Annotated in this window: 14 protein-coding genes; 7 read left to right on the top strand and 7 right to left on the bottom strand. The window is 75.0% G+C overall.

What is annotated here, in order from left to right; translation table 11 throughout:
- Positions 1-44 precede the first annotated feature (44 nt).
- Positions 45-1,418, top strand: a complete 1,374-nt coding sequence (locus DDE18_RS03260) for an MFS transporter (RefSeq protein ID WP_116570766.1) — start codon at positions 45-47, stop codon at positions 1,416-1,418.
- Positions 1,419-1,430: 12 nt separating this feature from the next.
- Here DDE18_RS03260 and DDE18_RS03255 read toward each other — a convergent pair whose 3' ends face one another.
- Both DDE18_RS03255 and larE read right to left on the bottom strand, forming a co-directional pair.
- Positions 1,431-1,826 (bottom strand): cold-shock protein, encoded by a 396-nt coding sequence (locus DDE18_RS03255; RefSeq protein WP_116570765.1) that lies wholly within the window; start codon positions 1,824-1,826, stop codon positions 1,431-1,433.
- A 102-nt stretch (positions 1,827-1,928) separates the two neighbouring features.
- Complete coding sequence (gene larE, locus DDE18_RS03250; RefSeq protein WP_116570764.1) at positions 1,929-3,383, bottom strand: ATP-dependent sacrificial sulfur transferase LarE; 1,455 nt, start codon at positions 3,381-3,383, stop codon at positions 1,929-1,931.
- 119 nt (positions 3,384-3,502) lie between these two features.
- On the opposite strand from larE, the gene DDE18_RS03245 reads away from it, so the two are divergent.
- Positions 3,503-5,638: a S8 family serine peptidase gene (locus tag DDE18_RS03245; RefSeq protein ID WP_165821000.1), complete on the top strand. Its 2,136-nt coding sequence runs from the start codon at positions 3,503-3,505 to the stop codon at positions 5,636-5,638.
- A gap of 15 nt (positions 5,639-5,653) precedes the next feature.
- Here the strand turns inward: DDE18_RS03245 and DDE18_RS03240 are convergent, their stop codons facing one another.
- Genes DDE18_RS03240 through DDE18_RS03230 form a run of 3 tightly spaced genes read right to left on the bottom strand, consistent with a single transcriptional unit; the run spans position 5,654 to position 8,837 of the window.
- Positions 5,654-6,829 carry an RDD family protein gene (locus tag DDE18_RS03240; protein ID WP_116570762.1) on the bottom strand — a complete coding sequence of 392 codons (1,176 nt, stop codon included), beginning with the start codon at positions 6,827-6,829 and terminating at the stop codon, positions 5,654-5,656.
- A gap of 8 nt (positions 6,830-6,837) precedes the next feature.
- Positions 6,838-8,022, bottom strand: coding sequence for an FHA domain-containing protein (locus DDE18_RS03235; protein ID WP_116570761.1), 1,185 nt, complete (start codon positions 8,020-8,022; stop codon positions 6,838-6,840).
- Positions 8,019-8,837, bottom strand: a complete 819-nt coding sequence (locus DDE18_RS03230; protein WP_116570760.1) for a PP2C family protein-serine/threonine phosphatase — start codon at positions 8,835-8,837, stop codon at positions 8,019-8,021. The genes DDE18_RS03235 and DDE18_RS03230 overlap by 4 nt, the downstream gene beginning before the upstream one ends.
- A gap of 60 nt (positions 8,838-8,897) precedes the next feature.
- On the opposite strand from DDE18_RS03230, the gene DDE18_RS03225 reads away from it, so the two are divergent.
- From DDE18_RS03225 to DDE18_RS03210, 4 genes are all read left to right on the top strand, one after another.
- Positions 8,898-11,174, top strand: a complete 2,277-nt coding sequence (locus DDE18_RS03225; RefSeq protein ID WP_116570759.1) for a helicase-associated domain-containing protein — start codon at positions 8,898-8,900, stop codon at positions 11,172-11,174.
- 25 nt (positions 11,175-11,199) lie between these two features.
- Positions 11,200-11,721, top strand: coding sequence for a CGNR zinc finger domain-containing protein (locus DDE18_RS23545; RefSeq protein WP_116570758.1), 522 nt, complete (start codon positions 11,200-11,202; stop codon positions 11,719-11,721).
- Between the two features lie 69 nt (positions 11,722-11,790).
- The gene (locus tag DDE18_RS03215) at positions 11,791-13,431 is read left to right on the top strand and encodes a DNA repair helicase XPB (RefSeq protein WP_116570757.1); all 1,641 of its coding nucleotides are present in this window, start codon (positions 11,791-11,793) and stop codon (positions 13,429-13,431) included.
- On the top strand, positions 13,415-14,011 hold the full coding sequence (locus DDE18_RS03210) for an HD domain-containing protein (RefSeq protein WP_116570756.1): 597 nt from the start codon (positions 13,415-13,417) through the stop codon (positions 14,009-14,011). The genes DDE18_RS03215 and DDE18_RS03210 overlap by 17 nt, the downstream gene beginning before the upstream one ends.
- Before the next feature lie 12 nt (positions 14,012-14,023).
- Here DDE18_RS03210 and DDE18_RS03205 read toward each other — a convergent pair whose 3' ends face one another.
- On the bottom strand, positions 14,024-14,743 hold the full coding sequence (locus tag DDE18_RS03205; RefSeq protein ID WP_245916411.1) for a GntR family transcriptional regulator: 720 nt from the start codon (positions 14,741-14,743) through the stop codon (positions 14,024-14,026).
- A 131-nt stretch (positions 14,744-14,874) separates the two neighbouring features.
- Here DDE18_RS03205 and DDE18_RS03200 point away from each other — a divergent pair, with 131 nt between their 5' ends.
- The gene (locus DDE18_RS03200) at positions 14,875-15,489 is read left to right on the top strand and encodes an alpha-ketoglutarate-dependent dioxygenase AlkB (RefSeq protein ID WP_116570754.1); all 615 of its coding nucleotides are present in this window, start codon (positions 14,875-14,877) and stop codon (positions 15,487-15,489) included.
- Here DDE18_RS03200 and DDE18_RS03195 read toward each other — a convergent pair.
- A complete protein-coding gene (locus DDE18_RS03195; protein ID WP_116570753.1) occupies positions 15,486-16,160 on the bottom strand; it encodes an SRPBCC family protein in 675 nt (224 codons plus the stop codon). The genes DDE18_RS03200 and DDE18_RS03195 overlap by 4 nt on opposite strands.
- Positions 16,161-16,163: the final 3 nt, after the last annotated feature.

Raw genomic sequence — 16,163 nt, 5'->3', positions numbered from 1 at the left:
CCCCCGACGGCACCGGACGGCCACCCCCACGGCAGGATTGGGCCATGACCACGGACCGGACGCGACGCACGAGTGTGGGCGCTGGCCGGGCAGCCGGGGCCGTACGACGCGGGGTCAGCGGCGCCACGCGCGCCACCGGGCGCGCCGGGCGGTTCACGGTCCAGCAGGCCCGCCGCGCGGCCCGCGCCGAGGGCGCGGGCGACACCGGCCTGTCCCGGCTGATCGGCCTGCACGCGCTCTCGGCGGCAGGCGACGCCGCGGTCGCGATCTCGCTCGCGGGCACCCTGTTCTTCCAGGTGCCGACCGGCGAGGCGCGCGGCCAGGTGGCGCTGTTCCTCGGCCTCACGATGCTGCCCTTCGCCATCGTCGCCCCGCTCATCGGCCCGTTCCTCGACCGGTTCACCCACGGCCGGCGCTGGGCCATCGGCTCCACGATGGCGATCCGGGGCTTCCTCTGCTGGGTGCTGGCCACGGCGGTCGCCACCGACTCCCGGTGGCTGTTCCCCGCGGCGCTGGGCTGCCTCGTCGCGTCCAAGGCCTACGCCGTGACCCGGGCGGCCGCGGTCCCGCGCCTGCTCCCCCACCGGCTCACCCTGGTCAAGGCCAATGCGCGGGTCTCCCTCGCCGGCGTGGTCGGCGCGGGGCTCTCGGCCCCGATCGCGGTGCTCGCCGCCACCGCCGGGTCGGAGTGGTCGCTGCGCTACGGGTTCGCGCTGTTCGTGATCGCGACGGTCTGGGCGATCCGGCTGCCCGAGCGGGTCGACTCCAGCCTCGGCGAGGGCACCCTGGTGCTGATGCGGGGCTCCTCGATCGGAGCGGTCGTGGGCCGCCGACCGCGCACCCGCGTGCCCCCCGCCGTCGCCTTCGCGCTGCGGGCCAACTGCGGCCCGCGCTGGCTGTCGGGTTTCCTGACGATGTTCATGGCCTTCCTCCTGCGCGACAACCCGATCGGGGAGTGGAGGCCCGAGGTGCTGCTGGGCCTCGTCATCGGCGCGGCCGGGCTCGGCAACACCCTGGGGATCGCCCTCGGCTCGCTGCTGCGGCGCATCGACCCGGCCCTCACGGTCGTCCTCGCGCTGCTGGCCGACGCCGCGGTGGCCCTGCTCGGGGCGCTGTTCTACAGCCTCGTGCCGCTGGTGCTGCTCGGCCTCACCGCGGGGCTGGCGCAGTCTCTCGCCAAGCTCTCGCTCGACTCCACGATCCAGCGCGACGTGCCGGAGCGGATCCAGGCGAGCGCGTTCGCCCGCTCGGACACGACGCTCCAGCTGGCCTGGGTGATCGGCGGCTTCGTCGGCATCGCGATGCCGTTGATGCCACGTCTCGGACTCGGCGTCGCGTGCGGCGTGCTCGCCGCGTGGGCCGTCTTCGTCTTCACCACCCGGCCGCGCCACGTCGGCACGGCGCCGGGCGGCGCCTGACCTGCGGTCGCCTCAGAGCTCGAGCTCGTCGGCCAGCGCGCGGAGCAGCTTGGCCACCGGCCGGGCCGTGCGGGGCTCGGGGTGACGGCCGCGACGGTAGGTCTCGCCGACGCCGTCGAGGAGCTGCATGAGGTCCTCGACGATGGTGACCATGTCCTCGGGCTTCTTGCGCTGGGCGTTGCGCTGGCTGCGCGTGACGGACGGGGGCGCGTCGAGGACTCGCACCTGCAGCGCCTGGTCGCCCCGGCGGCCCTGGGCGATGCCGAACTCGACACGAGTGCCGGCCTTGAGTGTCGTCACGCCCTCGGGCAGCGCGTCGGCGTGCACGTAGACGTCGGGGCCGTCGCTCTGCGACAGGAACCCGAACCCCTTGTCAGCGTCGAACCACTTGACCTTGCCTGTGGGCACGGCACTCGCCTTCCTCTGTCTCACCGCGGGACGTCCCGCGGCCATGCGGCGCACACTGTAGGCCGGTGCGCCGACAGCCTGCCAACCAGTTCTGCTGTCTGGTCATTCCCGGACGAGCGCCTCGTTGAGCGAACCCGACCGGAAGCCCCGCGGGTCGAGCACGGCGTCGCCGAAGCCGGCTTCCCGTACGGCGCGCAGCACCGCCGCCTCCGCAGCCGCCCCGGGCGCGAGCGGACCGGCGAGCAGGTCGCGATCGACCTCCACGGACGCCCGCTCCCCCAGGTCGCGCACTCGCAGGTCGCGTGACTCCAGCCCCTTGTCGGCGAGCACGGCTCGCAGCGCCGCCTCGGCCCGCTCCACGCGGGCGAGCCGGCGTGGCGTCACCTCGAGGCCGTAGGCGACCCGGGAGGACAGGCAGGCCGCCGCGGGCTTGTCCCAGGTCGGCAGGCCCCAGCGCCGGGACGCTGCGCGCACCTGCTCCTTGGTGAGCCCGGCATCCAGGAGCGGGGTCACCGCCCCGCGCTCGGCCGCGGCCCGTATGCCGGGCCGGAAGCCCGCCACCGCGTCGTCGGCGTTCGTCCCCGTCGCGACGTGCGCGATGCCGTGCTCCGCCGCCAGCGGCAGCAGGGTCTCGATGAGCTCGGCCTTGCAGAAGTAGCAGCGCTGGCCGTCGTTGGCGCGGTAGCCCTCGCGCTCCATCTCGTGTGTGCGCGGCGTCCGCAGCCGCACCCCGAGTGACTCGGCGAAGGCACGCGCCGGGTCGCGCTCGACCGAGGGCAGCGAGTCGGAGTAGCCCGTGGCGGCGACCACGTGCTCGGGGCCCAGCACCCGGACGGCGGCCGCCAGCAGCAGGGCGCTGTCGGCGCCACCGCTGAAGGCCACGACGACCGACCCCAGCTCGCGCAGGCGCTCCTCCAGGGCGGCGAGGCGCACGTCGAGGACGTGCTCGTCGAGCCACGCCGGGAAGTCGCGCAGGTCGTCCAGCACGACATGGGTGCCGGCCGCGACGAGCTCCTCCCGCGTCGAGCCGCCCGTGAGCACCGAGACGCTGGTGACCCCGGCGGCCAGCGCCCCCTCCACGTCGTGGACGTGGTCGCCGACGAGCACGGCGGCTCCGTGGGCCTGCAGCGGCTCGGCCTTGCCGACGCCCCAGACCTTGCCCTCGAGGTGGTCGACCTCCAGGCCGAGGTGGTCGAGGTGCAGCCGGGCGTTGGGGGTGAACTTCCCGGTCACGACCAGGACGCGCCCGCCGTGGCGGCGTACGGCGGCGAGCGCCTCCACGGCACCCGGCAGCACCGGGACGGGCGCGACCGCGAGGTCGGGGTAGAGCGCACGGAACCGGTCGACCGCTGGGGCGACCGCAGCCTCCTCGAGGTGGTCGGCGAGCAGCTGGTGGAGGGGTGGCCCGAGGCGCGAGGAGAGGGCCGCCGCAGGCAGCTCGACCCCGAGCTCGAGCGCCAGCACCTCGAGAGTCGCGATGAAGCCGGGCACCGTGGCGATGAGGGTCATGTCGAGGTCGAAGGCCACCACCAGCTGGGGGGAGGACGGCGTCGGCATGCCGCCAGCGTACGGCCCCTGTGCACTCGGCTTTGGCCTCACTCCGGTCCCCCTGTCACCATGGGTCACTCGGCGCCAGAATGGGACGGCGGACAGCAGTCGCAGCAGAAGGGGAAGCCGTGCGAGGTCGCAGGCGGGCGGGCGGACGTCACACCGGCGTGCCCGGCATCGCGCTGCTGCTCGCCCTGACCGCCTCGCCCGGCGTCGCCGGGACCCCGGCCGCCGCCGCGGATCCGCGCCCGCTCCCGGACCTGCACCTGGTCACCCTCACCGGTCCCGGCACCTCCGCAGACGATGACCGGGCCGGCGCAGCCGACGAGGCCGCGCTGCTGGCGCGGCAGGACGCGGTGTTGGCCGCGGCCGGGATCGGCGAGGTGACCTACCGCTGGACCACCGCCCTGAACGGGTTCGCCGCACACCTGACGCCCGAGCAGGTCGACCGGCTCGAGGCCGACCCGTCGGTCGCCCTCGTCGAGCCCAACAGCGTCGTGACGATGGCCGGGTCGACCAGCCGGGCCCCTCTGGGAGCCGTGGGCACCGGACCGCACCGCGGCGGCGCGGGCACCGTGATCGGCTTCGTCGACTCCGGCCTCGACCCCGACTCCCCCCTCTTCGCGGAGGTGCCCCGACTCGGCCGCGCGCCCCGCGACTTCGCCGGCGAGTGCGTCGGCGGTGACGACTGGGGACCGGAGACGTGCGACCGCAAGCTGGTCGGCTCCGGCTGGTGGGTGCACGGATTCGGCGCCGACCGCGTGCGCGCCACCGAGTCCCTGTCACCGCGTGACCAGGTCGGCCACGGCACGGCCGTCGCGTCCATCGCTGCCGGCAACTCGGGCGTCTCGGTGCGCGTCGCAGGTCGGGACGCCGGGGTCTACAGCGGACTCGCCCCGCAGGCCCGCATCGCGACCTACAAGTCCTGCTGGGCCGCGCCCGACCCGGCCGACGACGGCTGTGCCACCGCCGACGTCGTCTCCGCCATCGACAGGGCCACCGCCGACGGCGTGGACGTGCTCAGCCTCGCGATCGCCGGGCCGGACCGTCTGGACACCGTCGAGCTCGCCCTGCTCGGCGCCGCCGAGTCCGATGTCGTGGTGGTCGCTGCGGCCGGCAACGCCGCCGACACGGCGTACGCCGCCCACGGCTCGCCGTGGGTGACCACCGTCGGCTCGGCGCAGGGACCCACCCGGCGGGGCGTGGTCAGCGCGGCCGGGGGCCCCCGGCTCCTGGGCGCCAGCCGGATCCGCCACGACGTCGGCCCCGTCCGCGTCCTGAGGGCGACGGATGTCGCGGCCCGGGGCGCCCGCCTCGCGGATGCCGCGCAGTGCCGCCCCGGCAGCCTCGACGCCCAGCGGGCGGCCGGCGCCGTGGTCGTCTGCCGGCGCGGCGGCATCGGCCGCGTCGACAAGTCCACCGCGGTGGAGCAGGCCGACGGCGTCGGCATGGTGCTGGCCAACGTGCGCCGCGGCGCCGTGCACGACGACTTCCACAGCATTCCCACCGTGCACGTGTCCGCGACGGCGGCCCGGCAGTTGCTGCGCTGGATGCGCACCCACCCGAGGGGGCGGGTGCGGCTGGCCGCCGCCCGGCCCGACCACGCAGCGCGGCGCACCGTGGCCACCTCGGCTGCCGGCGACCCGCGCGCGGGCGTGCTCAAGCCCGACGTGGTGGCGCGTGGCCAGGGCGTCCTTGCCGCGACCACCGGGCCCGCCGGCGTCGGCTGGTCCCTGTTCTCCGGCACCTCAGCCGCCACGGCGCGCGTCGCTGGTCTGGCAGCCGTGCTCCGGGGGCAGCACCGTTGGCCGGCGTCCGTCGTGCGCTCGGCCCTGGTCACTGGCGCGGTCCCGCTGCGGGGCGAGTCGACGCTGCGCCAGGGCGGGGGCGAGCTGCGCTCGGTCCCGCGTCCTCGCCTGGCCCTGGACGTCCGACCCTCCTCGTGGCGCCGGGCCCTCGAGGCCGGCTCGTGGCGCGACCTCAACACCCCGTCCCTGGTCTTCCGGGGCACCGGACGCACGCTGACCCGCCGCGTGACCAACCTGGGCTCCCGCGCCGAATACTTCTCGGTCTCCGCCCAGGGGTTCCCCCGCACGAGTGTCCGCGTGACCCCGCTGGCGCTGCGGCTGCGGCCGGGTCAGACCGGCACGTTCCGCGTGCACGCCGCGGGCGCCGGCCCGCTCGCCACCGACAGCGGCTGGGTGGTCTGGCGCGGTGCCCGCGGCTCCGTGCTGCGGATCCCGGTCGCGCTCACCCGGCGCTGAGCCGGCCGACGGCGCTCAGTAGTCCCTGCTCAGCACCATGTGGCGGTCGCCGAACACGACCTTGTCGCCGGGCAGCAGGGTGGCCGGCTTGCCGGCGGCGAGCTGCCGTGCCACTCCCTGCCGGACCAGCACCGACCCGTTGGTGGAGCCACGGTCCATCACCACGATCACGCCGTCCGGCGCCGGCCCGAACTGGGCGTGGGTCTTGGACACCGACATGTCCGCCGACTGGAGGGGTACGACGTGGCGCACGGCCTCCCCCGGACGGGGCTCCGGCCGGCGGCCGACCAGAGTCAGCCCCTCGACGACGAACGACTCACCCGTGTCGAACGTGACCCGCCAGCGGGCCGGGCCCTGCGCCTCGGGCACGGCGCCGCGCACGACCGTGCGACCGGCCGGCGAGTCGGCGAGGAAGGGCGGCCGGGCCGCCGAGGGTGCGGCGGGCGGCCGGAACGCGGGCGGCTGCTGCGGAGGCGCAGGCGGCTGGAACGCCGGTTGGTGATGGGGCGCCGGCGGGGTGACGGGCGCCCGCTGCGCCGGTGGCGGGACCGGCACGCTCGCGGCAGCGCGCGCGACGTCGTCGGGCTGGCGGCGCTGCGAGAGCTCGGAGCTCGGCGCACGCGCCGGAGTCGAGGGCACCTCGACGGGCGGCGCCGGCACCAGGCGCAGGGCGGTCAGGTTGACGATCTGGCGGGGTGCCTCCTGGACCTGCTCCTGGACCACCTCCACCGGCCGGACGTCGACGACCACGGAGTGGGCGAGGTGGTCGTGCCAGCCGCGGCGCCGGCCACCCGCGTCCTCCACGGCTGTCCAGGCGAGCGAGGCGAGGCCCATCCCGAAGGTCGGCAGTCCGGCGACGGCGAGCACGAGCGAGCGCAGCAGGGCCGGGCCCACGCCGGGTGGCTCGCCGGTGCCCTCCCGCACCACCCGCAGTCCCACCGCCGACTTGCCGGGAGACGTGCCGGTCGCCCCGAGGAGCACCGCCAGCACCAGCCAGACGAGGCCCGCCGTGCCCGCCACGACGCCGAGCACCGTCCACAGCCGGTCTGGCCCGAGAGCGCCACGGGCCCCCACGCCGACGACGACGTAGAGCGCCCAGGACAGCAGCCGGTCGATCGCGAAGGCGTAGAAGCGGCGCTCCAGCTCGGCGACCGGGAACGAGGTGCGGGCGGTGCTCGATGAGGTCGTCATGCGCGTGCTCAGGGGTTGGTGACCTGGACCGTGACACCGTCACCGAGGTCGAGGATGGCGCCGGGGATCAGCGCCACCGCGATCCCGGGCTGGAGGTCCTCCGGAGGCAGGCCGGGCTGGACGAGCACGGTGCCGTTGGTGGAGCCGAGGTCGGTCACGACCGCCATGCCGTGGTCGGCCCCGGAGCCCGGCCGGATCTCCAGGTGGGTGGAGGAGATCTCGTGGTGGGGGCTGGGCACCGTGAGCAGCAGGGGCTGGTCCTGGGCGCCGAACTGGCGTGCCTCAGGGGCCCGGCCGACCACGATCGCGCGGTCCACCTCGAGCACGTCGCCGGTCGAGAGGACGAGCCGGGCGACCGGCCTGGAGGTGATCGCGGGCGCCTGCTGCTGGCCGGGGATGCCGGCCTGGGGGCGCACGTGCTCCTCGTGCGGCCCGCCGACGCGGGTGTCGTCGCCGGAGGGCGCCGCGGGCAGCGGCTCCTGCTCACCCGTCGGCGCCTCGTCGTCCTGCTGGCCGTCGCCCAACTCCATGAGAGCGGCGGACGGGGCGGCGGCCGCCGCCGTCACCGGCGGTGCGGAGGGCGTCGAGCGCGCGGGCGCGGCCGGATCCGCGACGGCCACGGGCTCCGGCTGGTCCACCGGGGCGGCCTGGGCAGCGGGCACCGGCTCGGGCGCCGGCTCGGCGACGGGTGCCTCGGGACGCTCGGCGGCGACCTCGGCCAAGGCCCCCTCGACGGGGGCGGGCGGGGACGGTGCCTGCGCGGCGGCGTACGTGACCCGCGAGGCCCGGAAGACCCCCGGCGCGGCCGGCAGGTCGGCGTCGCCGCCACCGTGCTCGCCCTCGAGCACGAGGCCGGTGACCCCGGGGAGGAGCTGCTCGGCCCAGGTCGTGCCGGGCGTGGCCTCGACGACCCTGTCGCCGTCAGCCGTCGTCGCGACCGCGCGGGCGGAGCCGCGCACCAGCACCCTGGTGTCGCCGTCTGAGGGGCCTGCGAGGGCGAAGTCGCTGAGCTCTCGCAGGCCGGCCGCCAGCAGGCCGTCGAGCAGCTCGTCAAAGCCGGCGCCGGCGTCGGCCAGCTCCCAGAGCGCGGCGACCCGGGACCGCGCCTGTGGTGGCAACAGGATCGTGGCCTGCTCCCCGAGAATCGCGTACCACTGGCCGACGGCGAAGCGCCGGCTGTCCCTTGCACTCACGGACGTGCCCCCAACTTCGTCTCGAGACTCGCGAACTGCTGCTCGGAGTCGTAGGAATCGTCGCGCACCAATCCCACCACATCGACGACGACGGCTGTCGCGTTGTCACGGCCGCCTGCCTCCACCGCCGCGCGCACCAAGGCGTCGGCCGCGTCGCGGGGGTCGTCGTGTGAGCCGAGGATCTTGCTGATCTCCCCGTCCTCGAGCATCCCCGAGACGCCGTCGCTGCACAGCAGCAGCCGGTCGACCGCCGAGATCGGGAGGCGGAAGAAGTCCGGACGGACCGGCCCGGCGCTGCCGAGGGCGCGCGTGATCACGTGGCGCTCGGGGTGGGTGGTCGCCTCCTCGGGGGTGATGTGCCCGGCGTCGACCAGCTCCTGCACGACCGAGTGGTCGACGCTGACCTGCCTCAGCACACCCGCGGTGTGGCCGTAGATGCGGGAGTCGCCGAGATTGGTCAGCAGCCACCCAGGGCCCTCGTCGTCCTCGACGATGATGGCGATGACGGCCGTCGTGCCGGCGTGCCACCTGGGGTCGACGTCCCGCTGCGCCTCGCCGTAGGCGAGCAGCCGGGCCTGGGAGCGGGCGAGGGTGTCGGAGACGTGGTGCTCCCCCCGCCGCGGGTCGTAGCCGGTCTCGGCGAGGCGGGCGAACTCCTGGACCACGATGCGGCTCGCGACGTCGCCGCCTGAGTGGCCGCCCATCCCGTCGGCGACGACGAAGACCGGGGGCGCGACGAGGAAGGAGTCCTCGTTGATCTTCCTCACCCGGCCGATGTCGGTGGCGGCACCGTGGTGCAGGTCTACGGCCGTCATCGACAAGGCCCTCCGAGAGACAGGGAGCCCGGAGGTGGGCTCGGCGGTAGCGTAGAAGGGATGTCGAGGACCCAGCAGGCGACGCCCCCACGCACGCTCGCGGACCAGCTGCGCCGCTGGCCGGACGAGCGGCTGCTCGGCCTGCTCCGGTCACGTCCCGATCTCGCCACCCCAGCCCCTCATGACTCGGCCCAGCTGGCCTCGCGGGCCGCCACGCGTTCCTCGATCCAGCGCGCGCTCGACGGACTCGACCGTCTGGAGCTTTCCGTCCTTGATGCCCTCGTGGTGGCGGGCCAAACCTCCCGGGACGAAATCGTCTCGCTCGTGCACGCCGACGCCGGCCGCACCCGCAGGGCGCTCGACCGCCTGCTCGACCTCGCCCTGGCCTGGGAGGCGCCCGGCGGGCTGCGAGCGCTGAGCGGGGTCGCCGAGTGCCTGCGCGGCGGCGTCGCGTCCGGCGTGAGCGGCCTGCGCCCGGCCTCCACCGACCGGCCCGACGACGAGACTGTCCGGGCGCGGCTGGAGTCGGTGAGCCCGGCCGCCCGCGCCCTGCTCGAGCACCTGGACGCCCACGGGGGCGAGGGCACCACCGGCTCCGCCCGGCGTACGGTCACTCCGGCGGAGGCGACCACGCCCGTCGAGGAGCTGATCGCCCACCGGCTCCTGCTGCCTCGCGAGAGCGGCACGCTTTTGCTGCCCGGCGAGGTCGGCCTGGCCCTCCGCGGCGGCCGGACGACCCGGGAGCCGCAGGACGTCGTCCCCGAGCTGGCCACGACGTCGCGGCCGGTGGAGCTGGTCGAGCGCACGGCCGCAGGCGCCGCCTTCGAGTTCGTACGGCGCGTGGAGCTGGTGCTGGACCACTGGGGCCTGGCGCCGCCCGCCGTCCTGAGGGGTGGCGGCCTGGGCGTGCGTGACCTCCGCCTCCTCGCCCGCGAGCTGCACGTCGACGAGCCCGCCGCCGGGCTGATCGTGGAGGTCGCCTCAGCCGCCGGACTGCTCGCCGAGGGCGTCGACGCCGAAGGGGACGCGTGCTGGCTGCCCACCGACACCTTCGACGTGTGGGCCGGGCAGGCGACCGCCGAGCGCTGGGCGTCGGTCGCCCGGGCGTGGCTGGACAGCACCCGGCTGACCTCGCTGATCGGCACCCGCGACGCCCAGGGTCGGGCGTGGAACGCACTGGCCCCCGACCTCTCCGGGGTGCTGGCACCCGAGGCCAGACGGATGGCGCTCGAGGCCCTGGCGACGCTCTCCCCGGGCGAGGCGCTCGCCACCGGCACGGGGACGCCGTCCCTGGTCGCGCGCGTGGTGTGGCAGCGGCCGAGGCGGCCGGGCTTCCGCGCCGACCTGGTGGCCGCCGCGGTCGACGAGGCCGCCGCCCTGGGCCTGACCGGCGCGGGTGCCCTGTCCGAGGCGGGACGCGCCCTGCTCGCAGGCGACGTCGGGGCCGCCGCCGCCGCGATCGGGCCGCACCTGCCCTCCCCCGTCGACCATGTGCTGCTGCAGGCCGACCTCACCGCCGTCGCGCCGGGACCTCTCGAGACCGAGGTGGCGCGCAGCCTGCACCTCGTCGCCGACGTGGAGTCCCGCGGCGGGGCGACAGTCTACCGGTTCACGCCCGGGTCGGTCCGGCGCGCCTTCGACGCGGGCTGGTCGGCGGCGGAGGTGCACGAGTTCGTCACGTCGGTCTCCCGCACCCCCGTGCCGCAGCCGCTGAGCTATCTCGTCGACGACGTCTCCCGCACCTTCGGCACCGTCCGGGTCGGGCACGCCGAGGCCTTCCTGCGTGCCGACGACGAGGCCGCGCTGACCGAGCTGCTGCACCACCCCAAGGCCGCCTCCCTCGGGCTCCGCCGCATCGCCCCCACCGTGCTGGTCAGCACCACGCCCGTCGACCTGCTCCTGCCCCGCCTCCGCGAGCTCGGGGCGGCCCCGGTCGTCGAGGCCGCCGACGGCACCGTCCGGGTGGCCCGGCGCGACCTGCTGCGGGCGCGGCGGCCGCGCGAGCGCCGTACTCCCGCCGCGGCGGCGGCCCGTGAGGAGGCCACCGTCACGAGCGTCGTGAGCGCCGTCCGCGCCGGCGACCGGGTCGCGGACTCCCGGCCCCAGGCCCCCGCCACGACGACCACCCCGTCCGGCGCCCTGGCCGCCCTGCGCGAGGCGGTCGAGGCGGGCGACACCGTCGTGATCGGCTACGTCGACAACCAGGGCTCCTCCGGCGACCGCGTCGTCGACCCGATCCGGGTGGAGGGCGGACAGCTCACGGCACACGACCACCGCAGCGACGACACCCGCACCTTCGCCGTCCACCGGATCACGAGCGTGCGCACCGTCGGCTGAGCCGCCTCGGCCGTAGGCTGGGGACGTGGACTTCCTGGCGTACGCCGAGCGGTCGGCGGCGCTCGTCAACGCGCGGCCGGCCGACGCTGCCGCGCTGCGCGAGCACCTGGCCGACCGCCCGTGGCTGCAGGAGCGCGTGACGGACGAGGACGTCGAGCGGCTCCGGGACTTCACGACCCGGCTGCGGCCCGTCTTCGAGGCGTCCAGCGCCGGCGACGCGAAGGGCGTCGTCGCCCGGCTCAACGACCTGCTGGCCACGCACCCCGTGACGCCGATGATCAGCGACCACGACGCCCGGCTGCACCTGCACGTCGCCACCGAGGACGCCTCGGCCGCGGAGCTGCTCATCGGGGAGTCCCTGCTGGGGCTGGCCACGCTCGTGTGCGACCTCGGCCCCACCCGGCTCGGCGTGTGCAGCGAGCCCCGGTGCGACAACGCCTTCGTCGACACCTCTCCCAACCGGTCCCGGCGCTACTGCTCGGAGCGCTGCTCCTCCCGCGCCAACGTGGCCGCCTTCAGGGCCCGCCAGCGCGCCGCGGCCGTCTAGGGCCGCGAGGGCGGGCGAGGGACCCATGCCGTCGTCCGTGCAGCCAGCCACTCCGTAGTCTTGACCGTTGTGAACGACGGGCCGCTGATCGTGCAGTCAGACAAGACCCTGCTGCTCGAGGTGGACCACCCCGCCGCGGCCGACTGCCGGAAGGCGATCGCACCCTTCGCCGAGCTCGAGCGCTCGCCCGAGCACGTGCACACCTACCGCCTCACCCCGCTCGGCCTGTGGAATGCCCGGGCCGCGGGCCACGACGCCGAGCAGGTCGTCGACGCGCTCCTGACCTGGTCACGCTACGCCGTGCCGCACGCGCTGCTCGTCGACGTCGCCGAGACGATGGGCCGCTACGGCCGGCTCCGCCTGGAGAAGCACCCGGTGCACGGGCTGGTGCTCGTCTCAAGCGACCGCCCCGTGCTCGAGGAGGTGCTGCGCGCCAAGCGCGTGCAGGGCATGATCGGCGACCGCCTCGACGACGACACCGTCGTGGTGCACGCCAGCGAGCGGGGCAACCTCAAGCAGGCGCTGCTCAAGCTGGGCTGGCCGGCCGAGGACTTCGCCGGCTACGTCGACGGCGAGGCCCACCCGATCGCGCTGGCCGAGGACGGCTGGTCGCTGCGTCCCTACCAGTCGGAGGCGGCCGAGTCGTTCTGGCACGGCGGCTCCGGCGTCGTCGTACTCCCCTGCGGGGCAGGCAAGACCATCGTCGGGGCCGCGGCGATGGCCCACGCCGCGGCCACCACGCTGATCCTGGTGACCAACACCGTGAGCGCGCGCCAGTGGAAGGACGAGCTGGTGAGGCGCACGTCGCTGACGCCCGAGGAGATCGGGGAGTACAGCGGCTCGGTCAAGGAGATCCGGCCGGTGACCATCGCGACCTACCAGGTGATGACCACGCGGCGGAAGGGCGTCTACTCCCACCTCGAGCTGCTCGACGCCCGCGACTGGGGCCTGATCGTCTACGACGAGGTGCACCTGCTGCCCGCGCCGATCTTCCGGATGACGGCCGACCTGCAGGCCCGTCGCCGGCTCGGGCTCACGGCGACGCTGGTGCGCGAGGACGGCCGCGAGGGCGAGGTCTTCTCATTGATCGGGCCCAAGCGCTACGACGCCCCGTGGAAGGACATCGAGGCGCAGGGCTGGATCGCGCCCGCCGACTGCGTCGAGGTGCGGGTCTCGCTGCCCGAGGGCGAGCGGATCGCCTACGCCACGGCGGAGCCCGAGGAGCGCTACCGGCTCGCCGCCTGCACGCACCACAAGATCGACGTCGTCCGCCGGCTCGTGGCCCAGCACTCCAGCCAGCCCACCCTGGTGATCGGCCAGTACATCGACCAGCTCGACGAGCTCGCCGAGCTGCTCGACGCCCCGGTGATCAAGGGCGAGACGCCCGTCAAGGAGCGGCAGCGGCTCTTCGACGCCTTCCGCTCCGGCGAGGTCTCCCTGCTGGTCGTCTCCAAGGTCGCCAACTTCTCGATCGACCTGCCGTCGGCCGAGGTCGCGATCCAGGTCAGCGGGTCCTTCGGCTCGCGCCAGGAGGAGGCCCAGCGGCTCGGCCGGCTGCTCCGTCCCAAGACCGAGGGCCGTACGGCGCACTTCTACACCGTGGTCGCCCGCGACACCGTCGACGCCGACTTCGCCCAGAACCGCCAGCGGTTCCTGGCGGAGCAGGGCTACGCCTACCGGATCATCGACAGCGATGACCTCCCCGTCTGACCTCGCCGCTCGCTGGCCCCTCGCCCAGCTCCACGACGTACGCGACGAGCTCCTCGCCGCCTGGGACCGGCCGGGCTACCACGACCTCCGCCACCTGGCCGAGGTGCTCGACCGGATCGACGAGCTCGACGCGGCGGGCGTGCGCTTCGACCGGGTGCCCGTGGTGCTGGCCGCGTGGTTCCACGACGCGGTGTACGACGGGGAGCCGGGTGCCGAGGAGCGCTCGGCCGCGTGGGCGGCGACCGTCCTGCCGGACCCGCCGGCCGCCGAGGTCGCGCGGCTGGTGCGGATGACGGAGCACCACCGCCCCGACGACCACGACCCGAACGGCTGCGTGCTCAGCGACGCCGACCTGGCGATCCTCGGCGCCGCGGAGTCGCGCTACGAGGAGTACGCCGCGGACGTGCGCCGCGAGTACGCCCATGTCCCCGACCTCGACTTCCGGGCCGGCCGGGCGGCCGTGCTCGAGGACCTCGCGGCGAAGCCGAGGCTCTTCCAGACGCCCGAGGCCGCCGACCTGTGGGAGGCCAGGGCCAGGCAGAACGTGGCCGCCGAGATCAGGCGGCTGCGCGCGACCTGATCGGGAGCGGGCTCAGCCAGCCCCGAGCTGCACGTGCATGGTGAACCGGTCCGCGCGGAACACCGAGCGGGAGACCTCGACGACCTTGTCCCGGCACACGGCTCGGCGAGCGACCCGCATGACGGCGTCTCCCGGGCGCAGCTCGAGATGGTCGGCCTCCTCCTGCGTCGCATGGTCGGCGCTCACGGCGTCCTCGGCCCAGGTGGGCCGGAGGCCGCGCGCCGCCAGCGCGTCGTACAGGCTGGTGGGCATGCCGCTCTCCAGGAAGCCGGGGAGCAGCACTTCGTTGAGGTAGGCGTCCTCGAGGCACATCACCTGCAGGTCGGCCCGGCGCAGGCGCCGCCAGTGGATGACGCAGTCTCCCGGGGAGATGTCGAGGGCGCGTGCGACACCCGTCCCCGCCTGCTCGCGGCGGGCGGTCAGCGTCTGCGACTCGGGCAGAAGCCCGCGGCGGCGCATGTCCTCGGTGAACGAGGTGATCCGACCGGCGACCGAGCGCGGCTGTGCGACGAAGGTCCCGCGACCGGGGATGCGCTCGAGCAGCCCCTCGACGACGAGCGCGTCCAGCGCCTGTCGCACCGTCATCCGGGCCACGCCGAACTGCGCGACGAGCACGCGCTCCGACGGCGCCGGCGAACCCGGGGCCGCGTTCATGACCAGCTGCCTGACATGTTCGCGCACCTGGACGTGCTTCAGCTCGCGCAGCGGCGCAACCACGTCCTGACGTTCCACGATCTCGAGAGTAGGACCGGTCCAGCCGTCTTGCGCACGGATTGCGTCGAAGTCATCCTCGCGGATGACGCCGACCCCTTCGGTTGGCGCGAGCCCTAGAACACACGTTCGAACCGCGCTATCGTGGCGTGATGGACTTCCAGTCGACGCTCTTCGCCGAGATGGCACCGGTTGACGTCCTCCCGCCCACGCCCGAGCGCACGCCGCTCACCCGCGGCGCGTGGGTGGACGTGCAGCGCGCCTGGCTCCCGCGGCCGGACGACGTGTTCGACATCCTCGTGGCCGAGGTGCCGTGGCGGGCCGAGCGCCGGCAGATGTACGACCGGGTGGTCGACGTGCCGCGGCTGGTGCACACCTACGGCGAGGGCGAGCCGCTCCCCCACCCGGTGCTGACCCGGGCGCGCGACGAGCTCACCCGCCACTACCTCCCCGAGCTCGGCGAGCCGTTCGTCACCGCAGGCTGCTGCTACTACCGCGACGGCCGCGACTCGGTCGCCTGGCACGGCGACACCTTCGGTCGGGGGTCGACCCACGACACCATGGTGGCCATCGTGTCGGTGGGCGATCCCCGTCGACTCTGCCTGCGGCCGCGCGGGGGCGGCCACTCCATCGCGGTGACCATGGGCCACGGTGACCTCGTGGTGATGGGCGGCTCGTGCCAGCGCACCTGGGAGCACGCCGTGCCCAAGGTCGCCGCGGCCGGGCCGCGGCTGTCGGTGCAGTTCCGCCCGCGCGGCGTCTTCTAGCGCCTGCCGAGCACCCGCAGCAGCAGCCGGAGGACGACCAGGACCGCGAGCCCGACGGCGATCTTCGGGCCATAGCTGCGCAGCAGTACCGGCAGCACCGTCGCCCCCAGATCGAGGGCGTCGTCCGAGGCAGGTGGTGGCGGGACCATCGCCGGCTGGGGAGAGGGAGGCGGCGGCGGCTCCCCCGCGGCCGCCGCCGCCGGCTCCGCGGCTGCCGCCGGGGCCGGCTCGGCGCCGACCTTGCCCTTGAGGCACTCGACGAACTGGGCGAGCAGCTTGTCGCTCACGTCCTGCATCACGCCGCGACCGAACTGGGCAGGCTTGCCGGTGATGGCGAGGTCGGTGACCACCCGCACCGTGGTCTCCGTGCCCGACCCCGTCACCGTGGCCACCACGTCGGCACCGGCCGTGCCGTTGCCGCGCTTGTCCTTGCCCTTGGCCTCGATCCGCATCGTCCCGGCGGCCTCGTCCTTGTCGACGAAGGTGCCGGAGCCGGTGTAGACGAGCGCGATCGGCCCGAGCTTCACCTTGCAGGAGCCCTCGAAGGCGTCCCCCTCCACTGCCGTGACGGTTGCACCGGGGAAGCAGCCGGCGACCGACTCGATGTCGTTGAGCGCCGCCCAGGTCTCCTCCTTCGAGGCGGGGACAGTGAACTCGTGCGTCAGCTCCACGAC

This window comes from Nocardioides gansuensis (assembly GCF_003076135.1).
Lineage (GTDB): Bacteria > Actinomycetota > Actinomycetes > Propionibacteriales > Nocardioidaceae > Nocardioides > Nocardioides gansuensis.
This window is presented reverse-complemented; position numbering and strand designations above follow the sequence as displayed.